The organism is Delftia sp. (assembly GCF_059499305.1).
In genome coordinates this window covers 181327-192073 of the sequence record NZ_JCABYI010000038.1, presented here as the reverse complement: position 1 = coordinate 192073, position 10747 = coordinate 181327, and the positions used below count along the sequence as shown (strand labels likewise).

Sequence of the window (10747 nt, the reverse complement as noted above, 5' to 3'; positions counted from 1 at the left end):
CACCGAAGCTGGTGGTCAAACGCGGCATAATGGACCACATGACTTGATGAAACCGCCGCGCGGCAACGTGCGGCGGTTTGCTTTTGGGGCGCAGGCCCTGCCGCCATACTGCCGGCCCGCCTGTGCCAAAGAAGCCGCGCAACGCGCGGCGTTTGCTGCACATGGAGACTTTTCAATGGCCACCATTCCCATCACCAAGCGCGGAGCCGAGAAACTCAAGGACGAGCTGCACCGTCTGAAGACCGTGGAGCGTCCTTCCATCATCCAGGCCATCGCCGAGGCCCGTGCCCAGGGCGATCTGAGCGAAAACGCCGAGTACGAGGCCGCCAAGGACCGCCAAGGCTTCATCGAGGGCCGCATTGCCGAGGTAGAGAGCAAGCTGTCCGCAGCCCAGATCATCGATCCCTCCGCCGTGGATGCCGGCGGCCGCGTGGTCTTCGGTGCAACGGTTGAACTCGAAGACGAGGACAGCGGCGACACGGTCAAGTACCAGATCGTCGGCGAGGACGAGGCCGATCTCAAGCTGGGCCTGATCAACGTCTCCAGCCCCATCGCACGCGCGCTGATCGGCAAGGAAGAAGGCGATACCGCTGTCGTGCAGGCACCGGGCGGCGAGCGCCGCTATGAAGTGGTGTCGGTGCGCTACCTCTGATGCGTCGGTGTCTGTGCCTCGATCGTTGAGGAAGGCCTAAGCCCATGAGCAACCTGTACGAGCGCGTTCCCCTGCTGGCTGCTGCCCTGTGGTGGGGCAGCCTGTCGGCCATCGGCTTCATGGCCGTGCCCATGCTGTTCGCCCACTTGCCCACGCCGGCTGTCGCGGGCTTCATGGCTGCCAAGCTGTTTGCCGCGCAGACCTGGGTGTCCATCGCCTGCGCGGCCGTGCTGCTGGTCCTGTCCCGGCGCAGCAAGGAGTCGGTCCTGCAGCCCTGGGCCAAGGCCTGCCTGGGCTTTGTGATCGCAGGCATGCTGCTGGCATTTGTCGTCCAGTACGGCGTGTCGCCGCGCATCGTTGCACGCGACAACCTCAAGCTGTGGCACAGCGTGGGCACGGTGATGTATGCGCTGCAGTGGCTGTGTGCGCTCGTCGTGCTGTGGCGCATAGGCCGTTCGTCTCAAGCGAACACCCGGGCCACGGCCTGATCCCGGTCCTGCCGGTTCGGCACCATGCCAAACAAAAACGCCCGCAAGCGCGGGCGTTTTTTTGTGGGTCGAGCTGCTCACTCGTGCCAGTGCTCGGCCACCCAGGTGGCAGGCCGGATATAGCGAAAGCGCCGATTGCGCCGGCCGGCCAACGCGTCGGGCGGGTTGCATTCGCCGTGGAAGATCACCACGCGCGCACCCTCCGGCACGAAGGGCGGCTTCCAGTAGTTCGTCGGCCAGGCGGGAATGCAGTGGTACTTGAAGCTGGGGCACCAGGCCTGCGGCCAGTACTTGAGCTTGCCTTGCTTGTGCAGCATGTCGGACAGATAGGCCTGCTCATTGCGAAAGTTGCGGCGTATCTCTTCGAAATGCGTGCGGAAGTAGTCCAGCACCTCGGGGTGGGCACCCAGCTCGAAGCGGTACACCGAGGAATTGCCCGTGATGCGCCACGGACGCTTGTAGTCGTGGATGATCAGGAATTCGCCGGGCTCGGTGAAAAAATCGTCCAGCGGCCCGGTGATGACCACGTCCACGTCAAGAAACAGCGCCGTGCCGCGCAGGCCGTGCAGGTCGGCACTGAAGGTGGCGAGCTTGTTCCAACCACGCTCCGGAATGCCCGCGGGCAGGTTCAGCGGAGGAATCGGCAGGCATTCGACCTCGTCGCGAATCCCCACGCCGTCATCGGTCAGGCAGACAAGGCGAAAATCGCCCTTCAGATGCCGACGCACCATGGCGTAGAGCCTGTTGACATACTCCGGACCGTACTTCTTGCCCCACTTCATGCAGATCACGAAGCGCTGCTGCGCAGAGGGGGAGGCGGAGGGCGGTTGCGCGGCCTGGGCCACGCTGGCGGCATGGGATGCTACGGTCATGGATGCGGCGGACTCAGTCTGCCTGACGCTTCTTGACCGACTTCTGCTTGGGCTTGGCGCGCTTGACCTGGCCACCTGCCGTCAGGCGCTGGTTGCCCAGCACGCGGATCTGCTTGACCTCGGGCTTCTGGCCCGAGCGCTTGCTGAACTTGAGCAGCTTGACATCGCGAGGGCCGGGCATGCGGTTCTCGTCGATGGCTTTTTCCTTTTCCGGCATGGGGCGCCAGAGCACCAGCAGCTTGCCGATGTGCTGAATGGGTGCAGCGCCAAGCTCGTCGCACAGCTGCAGATACATCTGCTCGCGTGCGGCGCGGTCGTCGTTGAAGACACGGACCTTGATCAGGCCATGTGCGTTAAGGCCGGCGTTGACCTCCTTTTGCACGGCAGCCGTCAGGCCGTCACCCCCGATGAGGACCACGGGGTCCAGGTGGTGTGCGTTGGCGCGGTGTTCCCGGCGCTCGGCGGGAGTCAATTGAATTTGGGGCATGGCCGTATTATCGAGGCTGAAAGAATCCAGCATGAAAGTCCAAACAAAAAGCAAGAAGGTCAACAAGGCTTGGCTCAACAGCCACGTCAACGATCCTTACGTCAAGGCCGCCCAGAAGGACGGCTACCGCGCGCGCGCGGCCTACAAACTCAAGGAGATCGACGAGCAGCTCAAGCTCATCCGGCCGGGTGCCACGGTGGTGGACCTGGGCTGCGCACCCGGGGCTTGGAGCCAGTATGTGCGCCGTTGCCTGTCGCCCAACGGGGCGGCCGTCGGCGCTCTCAACGGCCGCATCATCTCGCTGGATCTGCTGCCCATGGAGCCCATTGAGGGCGTGCAGTACATCCAGGGCGATTTCCGCGAGGAGCCGGTTCTGGCCCAGCTCCAGGAGGCCCTGGGCGGGGGCAAGGCCGACGTGGTGGTCTCCGACATGGCTCCCAACCTGTCGGGCAACGGCACGACGGATGCGGCGCGCATTGCGCTGCTGGTCGAACTGGCGGTTGATTTTTCCATCCACCATATGAAACCTGAAGGCGCCTTGGTGGTGAAGCTCTTCCACGGCGGGGCCTACGATGACCTGGTTGCGCTGTTCCGGCAGACCTTCAAGGTGGTCAAGCCGATCAAGCCCAAGTCCTCGCGTGACAAGTCTTCGGAGACGTTTTTGGTGGGCATGGGGCTCAAGTAGCCCTGTGCAGCCGCCCGGCGCTGCCCTGACCCGGGTCAAGACCGTATTCAAGCTATGGCTGCTATAGAGGGATATAGGCGACCAGCCAGCTTGAAACACCTAAAATGGACCGCAAATACGCTTCGAGCACGCTGGAAGTCGTTTTATCTGTATCCCCCATTGGAGCCCCGCTTGAACAATCAGTGGTTTTCAAAAATTGCCGTCTGGCTGGTCATCGCCATGGTGCTGTTTACGGTGTTCAAGCAATTTGACACCCGTGGCGGCGCTGGCGCGTCCCATGTCGGTTACTCCGAGTTCCTGGAAGAGGTGCGAAGCAATCGCATCAAGAGCGCCACCATCCAGGAAAGCCCCGGCGGCACCGAGATCGTGGCCACGACCAACGATGACCGCAAGGTGCGCACCACCGCCACCTACCTGGATCGCGGGCTCGTGGGTGACCTGATCAACAACAACGTCAAGTTCGACGTCAAGCCCCGCGAAGAAGGCTCGGTCCTCATGACCCTGCTCGTCAGCTGGGGGCCCATGCTGCTGTTGATCGGCGTGTGGGTGTACTTCATGCGCCAGATGCAGGGCGGCGGCAAGGGCGGTGCCTTCAGCTTCGGCAAGAGCAAGGCGCGCATGCTGGACGAGAACAACAACACCGTGACCTTTGCCGACGTTGCAGGCTGCGACGAAGCCAAGGAAGAGGTCAAGGAAGTCGTGGACTTCCTGAAGGACCCCAACAAGTTCCAGAAGCTCGGCGGCCGTATTCCGCGTGGTCTGCTGCTGGTCGGTCCTCCGGGTACCGGCAAGACGCTGCTGGCCAAGTCCATCGCTGGTGAAGCCAAGGTCCCGTTCTTCAGCATCTCGGGCTCCGACTTCGTGGAAATGTTCGTCGGCGTGGGCGCGGCCCGCGTGCGCGACATGTTCGAGAACGCCAAGAAGAATGCACCCTGCATCATCTTCATCGATGAAATCGACGCCGTGGGCCGCCAGCGCGGCGCAGGCCTGGGCGGTGGCAACGATGAGCGTGAACAGACCCTGAACCAGATGCTGGTCGAGATGGACGGTTTTGAAACCAACCTCGGCGTGATCGTCGTGGCTGCAACCAACCGTCCCGACATCCTGGATGCGGCGCTGCTGCGCCCCGGCCGTTTCGACCGCCAGGTGTATGTGACGCTGCCCGACATCCGTGGCCGCGAGCAGATCCTCAATGTGCACATGCGCAAGATCCCTGTAGGCCAGGACGTGAACCCGGGCGTGATCGCGCGCGGCACGCCTGGCATGTCGGGCGCCGATCTGGCCAACCTCTGCAACGAAGCAGCCCTGATGGCCGCGCGCCGCAATGCGCGCACCGTCGAGATGCAGGACTTCGAGAAGGCCAAGGACAAGATCATCATGGGTCCCGAGCGCAAGAGCATGGTCATGCCCGAGGAAGAGCGCCGCAACACGGCCTACCACGAGGCAGGCCACGCACTGATCGGCAAGCTGCTGCCCAAGTGCGATCCCGTGCACAAGGTCACCATCATCCCGCGCGGCCGTGCGCTGGGCGTGACCATGAGCCTGCCCGAGAAGGACCGCTACTCCTACGACAAGGAGTTCATGCTCAACCAGATCGCCATGCTGTTCGGTGGACGCATTGCCGAAGAAGTGTTCATGAACCAGATGACCACGGGCGCGAGCAACGACTTCGAGCGGGCCACGCAGATCGCACGCGACATGGTCACCCGCTACGGCATGACCGACGCGCTGGGTCCCATGGTCTATGCGGAGCAGGAAGGCGAGCCTTTCCTGGGCCGCTCGATGAGCAAGACCAACAGCATGAGCGAGCAGACGATGCAGAAGGTGGACCAGGAGGTTCGCCGCATCATCGACGAGCAGTACGGACTGGCGCGCAAGCTGATCGAGGACAACTCCGACAAGATGCATGCCATGGCCAAGGCCATGCTCGACTGGGAAACCATCGACGCCGAGCAGCTCGATGACATCATGGCCGGCCGTGAGCCGCGTCCTCCCAAGGACTGGGTGCCGCGCAACCCTCCGTCGTCCGACGGTGGCAACTCGTCCGGCGGCACGCCGGCAGTGGATGCCGACCCTGCGCCCACCACGGCCTGAGCTGCTTGCCGCAGAATCGGTCAATCCCATGCAAAGGGCCCTGAGGGGCCCTTTTGCTTTGCTTGCAGGATGTGTTCAATTGCCCGCAACGGCCAGCGATGAACCCGGTCCGGCGGGCGCCTACCTTCAGGAAATCCCATGCCGCATCAATGGCAGACTTCGCGCTTTGTTCTAGACCTTCAGCGTCCACTGGTCATGGGCATCGTCAATGTGACGCCCGACTCGTTTTCCGACGGCGGGCGGCACAACACGGTGGAGCAGGCCTTGCGGCATGCAGAGCAACTGGTCAGTGAGGGCGCGCACATCCTCGATATTGGCGGCGAGTCCACCAGGCCCGGCTCACCGGCTGTTCCGCTGGATGAGGAGTTGCGGCGCGTGCTGCCTGTTGTGCAGGGCGCGGTGCAATTGGGCGTGCCTGTCTCCGTCGATACCTACAAGCCCGAGGTCATGCAGGCCGTGCTGGATCTGGGGGCCGACATCGTCAACGACATCTGGGCGCTGCGCCAGCCGGGCGCGCAGCAGGTGGTGGCCGCGCACCCGAGCTGCGGCATCTGTCTCATGCACATGCATGGCACGCCGCAGGACATGCAGACCACGCCCATGCAAGGCGATGCCGTGCCCGCCGTGCGCGATTTCCTGCAGTTGCACAGCGATGCCCTGCTGGCCCGGGGCGTGGCGCGGGAGCGCATCGTCTGGGACTATGGCATCGGCTTCGGCAAAAGCGTGGCACAGAATTTTTCCCTGCTTGCACGCCAGCATGAATTGCTGGGCCTAGACTTCCCGCTGCTGGCCGGCTGGTCGCGCAAGGGCTCGCTCGGGCAGGTCAGTGGCCGTCCACAGGGCCAGCGCATGGTGCCCAGCGTGGCGGCGGCACTGCTGGCGGTGGAGCGTGGCGCGCGCGTGGTGCGCGTGCACGACGTGGCCGATACGGTGGCGGCATTGACGGTCTGGCAGACCATGCACGACAACGACTGAACAACAAAGGAGCACTATGGCACGCACATATTTTGGTACCGATGGAATTCGCGGCCTGGTGGGCCGTTCGCCCATCACCCCCGACTTCGCGCTGCGTCTGGCGCATGCCGTGGGCCGTGTGCTGCGGCGCAAGGAAGCCCGTCCCATGGTGCTGATCGGCAAGGACACACGGATCTCGGGCTACATGCTGGAGAGCGCGCTGGAGTCCGGGTTCAACTCTGCCGGCGTGGACGTGATGCTGCTGGGCCCCTTGCCCACGCCGGGCGTGGCCTATCTGACGCGCGCCCAGCGCGCCAGCCTGGGCGTGGTCATCAGCGCCAGCCACAACCCTTATTACGACAACGGCATCAAGTTCTTCAGCGCACAGGGCACCAAGCTGCCCGATGCCTGGGAGGAAGAGGTCGAGCAGGCCTTGACCGAAGATCCCGTATGGGTCGACTCTGCCGCTCTGGGAAAGGCCCGGCGCCTTGAAGACGCGGCAGGGCGCTACATCGAGTTCTGCAAGAGCACCTTCGACCATGCGCTCACGCTCAAGGGTGTGAAGATCGTGGTCGATGCAGCCCATGGCGCGGCCTACCAGATCGCCCCCAAGGTCTTCCATGAACTGGGGGCCGATGTGGTGGCCATTGGCTGTGCGCCCGATGGACTGAACATCAACGAAGGCGTGGGTGCCACCCATCCCGAGGCCCTGGTGCTGGCCGTGCGAGCGAACAAGGCCGACTTCGGTGTGGCGCTGGATGGTGATGCCGACCGGCTGCTGCTGGTCGATGCGGCTGGCCGGCTCTACAACGGCGACGAACTGCTGTACCTGATGGCGGCCGACCGGCTGGCGCGTGGCGAGGCCGTGCCGGGTGCCGTGGGCACACTGATGACCAATATGGCCGTGGAGGTGGCGCTGAAGTCCCAGGGGGTGGGCTTTGTGCGCGCCAAGGTCGGCGACCGCTATGTGCTGGAGGAGCTGCACCGCCAGGGCTGGACCCTGGGGGGCGAGGGCTCGGGCCATCTGCTGGCGCTGGACAAGCACACCACTGGCGATGGCCTGGTCAGCGCGCTGCAGGTGCTGCAGGCCTGCGTGCGTTCGGGCAAGAGCCTGTCGCAGTGGCTGTCTTCGGTCCAGCTGTTTCCCCAGGTATTGCTCAACGTGCGGCTGCAGCCGGGCCAGGACTGGAAGCGCAACACCCAGCTGGAGGAAGCCACCGAGGCCGTCAAGGCCGAATTGGGCGATACGGGGCGCGTGCTTATCCGCGCCAGCGGCACCGAGCCTTTGCTGCGCGTGATGGTGGAGGCACGCGATGGCGACCAGGCCAGCCGCTGCGCCGAGCGCCTGGCCAGCGTGGCGAAGAATTCACCCATGCCCTGAGCGGCGGGCGGCACGTTCTCTGCCATGGAAAGCCGAAGCTGCAGTCTTCGGCTTTTTCGTCTGCAGACCGTGGCGCGGTGAGCCGTTCAGCCCTGGCTGCGCAGAAAGGCCTCCAGCGCCTGGGGCGGCAGCGGGCGGCTGAAATGGTAGCCCTGGGCTTCATCGCAGCCCTGCTCGCGCAGGAACTGCAGCTGCGCCTCCGTTTCCACGCCTTCGGCCGTGGTCTGCATGCCCAGGGCCTGGGCCATGCGGATGATGGCGCTGACTATGGCGCGGTCATTGCTGTCGTGGTCCAGGTCCTGGATGAAGGACTGGTCGATCTTGAGTTTGTAGATCTGAAAGCGCTTGAGCTGGCTCAGGGATGAATAGCCGGTGCCGAAGTCATCCATGGCCAGGCGCACGCCATGCTCGCGCAGCCGGTCCATGGTGGCCGTGGCCTGGCGCGGATCATGGATGGCCACGCCCTCGGTCAGCTCCAGCTCCAGAGAATCTGCCGGCAGGTCGCTGTCGAGCAGGATGCGGTTGATGATTTCGGGCAGTTGCTGCTGGTGGAACTGGATGGCCGACAGGTTCACGGCCACCTTCAGGTCCCGCAGCCCCGCATTGCGCCAGGCCTGCAGTTGCTGCATGGCGCTGCGCAGCACCCATTCGCCGATCTGCAGGATCTGGCCGCTATCCTCGGCGACGGGGATGAACTCCGCGGGCGAAACCGAGCCCAGCTCGGGATGCTCCCATCGCAGCAGTGCCTCCACGCTGCGCACGCGTCCGGTGCTCAGGGTGATCTGCGGCTGGTAATGCAGATACAGCTGATTGCGTTCCAGCGCCCGCCGCAAGGCGTTCTCCAGCTGCAGGGCGCGCAGGGACTGGGCCTGCATCTGCGGAGTGAAGAAGCGGTAGGTGTTGCGGCCGGCCTGCTTGGCGTGGTACATGGCCGCATCGGCGGCCTGTGTCAGCGAGTCGATGTCGTGGCCGTCGCGCGGGTACAGCGCGATGCCCATGGACGGCGCAATGGTCAGTTCGTGGCGGTCGATCTGGTAGGCCTGGCGCGACGCCTCCTGCAGCTTGCCTGCCACGCGGGCCGCACCCTGGGCATTGGCGCCGGGCAGCAGCAGCACAAATTCGTCGCCGCCGATGCGGGCCACCGTATCGCGGTCGCGCACGACGGCACGCAGGCGGCGGGCAATCTCCACCAGCAGGGCATCGCCCACGCGATGGCCCAGCGAATCATTGACATGCTTGAAATGGTCCAGGTCCAGGAACATCACGGCCAGCGGCGTGTCGTTGACCTTGGCCAGCTCGATGGCGCGGGCGCTGCGCTCGGCCAGCAGCGTGCGGTTGGGCAGGCCGGTGAGCGCGTCGTAGTGCGCCATCCAGTAGATGCGTTCCTGGTCCAGCTTGCGGTCGGCGATCTCGCGGTGCAGGTTCTCCACCGTGGCGCTGAGTTCGCGTGTGCGGTCGCGCACCTGCTGCTCCAGCAGTTCGTGGGCCTGGCTCAGGGCCTGCTGGGCGCGCAGACGGTCGTCGATGTCGCTGACGATCCAGATGGAGCCTTCGCGTGCATCGCCCGGATTGATGAGCCGGCCCGTCAGTTCACCCCAGAACAGGCTGCCATCCTTGCGGCGCAGGCGGCGCTGCGTGCGAAAGGACAGGCCCGCGCTCAGCGTGCGATAGGCCTCGCGCCCCAGGCTGCGCAGCTCGTCGCGGCTGGGGTGCAGGTGCTCGCTGTTTATGCCGACCAGCGCATGCTCGCCCGCGTAGCCGAAGATGTCGGCATAGCACTGGTTGCATCGGACGATGACGCGCTGGCGGATGAAGACGATGCCCACGCCGGCATTGTCGAGCAGTGCCTGCTGCTCGCGCAGGCTGCGCTGCAGCGACGCCGCCATCATCGAAGACGGACGTTCGAGTACAGGGTCGTACGCAATCGTCGGCGCGGACATGGCGAAGCGGTAGGGCGGTGGTAAAGGGATGAGGGGGAACTTACAAAGTGTAGCACTTGCGCGCAAAACAGCATTTTGTCGTTCCCTGGCGAGGGCAGGGCCTTGGTTTTCAGGTGCCGGTGGACTGTCGTTGCCGGCCCTTGGACTGCGCATCGAGCTTGTGGGCCAATTCATAGAGCACGCCATGGCGCAGGGCTCCGTGCGTGACGCGCATGCGCTCGATGCCCAGGCTGGAGAAGATGCCCCGCATCACGCTCATGCCGCCGCCGATCATGGGGCGCAACTCTTCCTTGAGTCCGTCCATGTTCACACGGTCGACATGGCCTGCGCGCAGCAACTGCGCATGCAGCCAGTCCAGCCCCTGCCGCGTGATCCAGCCGGCCGTGCCCCCGGGCGCATGGGCCAGGACCTTGACAATGGCACCGGCCGTGCCCGAGGAGCCATAGGCATGGCTCCATTGCCCGGCAGCGAAAAGTCCTGCTTCGGGCGCAATGATGTCGGCCACGGCTGCTTCGGCCTGGGACAGGGCCTGGGCCGACAGCTCGCCATCGGGGAAGTGGCGCAAGGCCCAGGTCACGCTGCCGAAGGCGAAGGAGCGTGCCTGCAGTACTTGCCGCTGCTGACCCAGGCACAGCTCGGTCGAGCGGCCGCCGATGTCCACCACCAGCCTCCGCTGGGCGCCGGGCGGCAGCAACTGGGCGACGCCGCGATAGATCAGGCGCGCTTCCTCCTCGCCGTCAATGACCTCGATGGGGCAGCCCAGGATGCGCTGGCCTTCGTCCAGGAAGATCTGGCGATTCGATGCCTCTCTCAGCGTCTGCGTGGCCACTGCACGTACGCGGTGGCGGGGCAAATCACCCAGCACCTGCGCATAGCGCTCCAGGCAGGCCCAGCCGCGCTGCATGGCCTCCAGGCTCAAGGCGCCCTGGGCGTCGAGGGCGCTGCCCAGGCGTATGGCTTCCTTGCGATGGCTGAGCAGCTGTACCTTTGCGCCGTCGCTGCGGGCCATGGCCAGCAGGCAGCTGTTGGAGCCAATGTCGATGGCGGCCAGGCGGCTTTCGGGGGGATTGGAAGAGGGCATGCGCGAAAGGCGGACGACGGCACGGCTGCGGCAGGTTTGCAGCAGCCAACGGCATCCAGGGGAAGGCAGCTAGCTTAGCACCCCGGCGATCTCGCGTCGCTCTCGTGCCGTTG

Annotated in this window: 10 protein-coding genes; 6 read left to right on the top strand and 4 right to left on the bottom strand. The window is 64.9% G+C overall.

Annotation, left to right across the window (positions count from 1 at the left end; all coding sequences use genetic code 11):
- Positions 1–175 precede the first annotated feature (175 nt).
- Together greA and AC5I49_RS27625 are read left to right on the top strand one after the other, a co-directional pair.
- Complete coding sequence (gene greA, locus AC5I49_RS27630) at positions 176–652, top strand: transcription elongation factor GreA (RefSeq protein WP_016447473.1); 477 nt, start codon at positions 176–178, stop codon at positions 650–652.
- Between the two features lie 44 nt (positions 653–696).
- Positions 697–1140 (top strand): DUF4149 domain-containing protein, encoded by a 444-nt coding sequence (locus AC5I49_RS27625; RefSeq protein ID WP_016447472.1) that lies wholly within the window; start codon positions 697–699, stop codon positions 1138–1140.
- A 77-nt stretch (positions 1141–1217) separates the two neighbouring features.
- Here the strand turns inward: AC5I49_RS27625 and AC5I49_RS27620 are convergent, their stop codons facing one another.
- A complete protein-coding gene (locus tag AC5I49_RS27620) occupies positions 1218–2012 on the bottom strand; it encodes a hypothetical protein (protein ID WP_046238475.1) in 795 nt (264 codons plus the stop codon).
- Positions 2013–2025: 13 nt separating this feature from the next.
- Positions 2026–2499 (bottom strand): YhbY family RNA-binding protein, encoded by a 474-nt coding sequence (locus AC5I49_RS27615; protein WP_012206726.1) that lies wholly within the window; start codon positions 2497–2499, stop codon positions 2026–2028.
- A gap of 31 nt (positions 2500–2530) precedes the next feature.
- Between AC5I49_RS27615 and AC5I49_RS27610 the strand changes: the two genes are divergently transcribed.
- The 4 genes from AC5I49_RS27610 (at position 2531) to glmM (ending at position 7613) form a co-directional block, all read left to right on the top strand.
- Positions 2531–3184: an RlmE family RNA methyltransferase gene (locus AC5I49_RS27610; protein WP_026062160.1), complete on the top strand. Its 654-nt coding sequence runs from the start codon at positions 2531–2533 to the stop codon at positions 3182–3184.
- 171 nt (positions 3185–3355) lie between these two features.
- Positions 3356–5278 carry an ATP-dependent zinc metalloprotease FtsH gene (gene ftsH / locus AC5I49_RS27605; RefSeq protein ID WP_016447469.1) on the top strand — a complete coding sequence of 641 codons (1923 nt, stop codon included), beginning with the start codon at positions 3356–3358 and terminating at the stop codon, positions 5276–5278.
- Positions 5279–5416: 138 nt separating this feature from the next.
- Positions 5417–6253 (top strand): dihydropteroate synthase, encoded by an 837-nt coding sequence (folP, locus tag AC5I49_RS27600; RefSeq protein ID WP_016447468.1) that lies wholly within the window; start codon positions 5417–5419, stop codon positions 6251–6253.
- Positions 6254–6269: 16 nt separating this feature from the next.
- Positions 6270–7613: a phosphoglucosamine mutase gene (gene glmM / locus AC5I49_RS27595; RefSeq protein WP_016447467.1), complete on the top strand. Its 1344-nt coding sequence runs from the start codon at positions 6270–6272 to the stop codon at positions 7611–7613.
- Positions 7614–7699: 86 nt separating this feature from the next.
- On the opposite strand, the gene AC5I49_RS27590 is transcribed toward glmM, so the two are convergent.
- Entirely contained in the window at positions 7700–9553 is a 1854-nt protein-coding gene (locus AC5I49_RS27590; protein ID WP_016451338.1) for an EAL domain-containing protein, read from the bottom strand.
- A 109-nt stretch (positions 9554–9662) separates the two neighbouring features.
- Positions 9663–10634 carry a Ppx/GppA family phosphatase gene (locus AC5I49_RS27585; protein WP_043792290.1) on the bottom strand — a complete coding sequence of 324 codons (972 nt, stop codon included), beginning with the start codon at positions 10632–10634 and terminating at the stop codon, positions 9663–9665.
- Positions 10635–10747: the final 113 nt, after the last annotated feature.